This window comes from Pararhizobium sp. P1_E7 (assembly GCF_056405855.1).
Window position 1 is genome coordinate 1 of sequence record NZ_JBFUBH010000231.1, and the last position, 952, is coordinate 952.

Sequence of the window (952 nt, forward strand, 5' to 3'; positions counted from 1 at the left end):
CGCCGATTGATGTCAAGCCACAGCACCCAAATCTGGAGATTCACTTCAATCTCTGGCGAGACAACCCGTCAAAGACCAACTTCCTCGACATCGGGCTTCGGTTATCGAATATCAAATCGGTCAAGCGAATTTACCTGTATTTTCCGGTAGCGCTTCAACTCGATCAGTTTCAAGATCTGAGCGATGTGATGGCCTATGGGCAGACGCTAGACGCGGTCTTCAACATGGTCGTCGAGGTCGGGAGTAAGACCGATCTGGGATACGAGACTTCTACTAACGGCGAACCTTTCGTGACCGTTCACAAAGTGAAGGTCGGCGACGATCTTACGTTGGCTCCAGTTGAAGACGGCTTAAAAGGGCCTGGCTCCACGGTTACACTCAACGAGGCGATCTGCAAGCGCATGCGAGGGGCTGGGTCTGGGCCACAATATGTTCGGCTTCGGCTGCACCTCACAGGTAAATCCAAGTCGCTGTTCACCCAAGAGATCATTGGTCAGGAAAAGGTATTTGTGAGTTCGTCACAGCGTCTGGAGTTGACGGAGCTCAGATTAAACGAACAGCGAAGCTTCCCACATTCAATTGCCAAACGAGCCTCCGCCAATGCATTCACGATCGTCCGTGTCCATTACTTTCTGATACGCGAGCTCGGTCATGCACTTGTTACGCAGCACGCCCCCTTGCGGAAAGTTCGTAGGCTCGAGGCCAAGTTGTGGGCGTCTTATTTGCGCGGGCGTGAGATCGCCGCGCGAGACGCGACCGAAGAGGAGCGGCTTCTGTCGCGACTGATGATCTATCATTGGCGAGAAGGCTYGAAAGAGGAGCCAATCCAAGACTTCACGGCATTCGCTAGTTTTCAGGCAAACACTCCTGGTCTGCTGTTCTACATGATCGGAGTTGTGCTACTCGGTGCAATCGGAAGTGCGCTGAATGACTGGGGAAAGGCCTATTGGGG

The 952-nt window shown here is 53.2% G+C and carries 1 protein-coding gene; it reads left to right on the top strand.

Annotation, left to right across the window (positions count from 1 at the left end):
• Window positions 1–952, top strand: a 952-nt coding sequence (locus tag AC1D17_RS29120; protein ID WP_477568661.1) for a hypothetical protein, incomplete at both ends; no start/stop codon positions are given.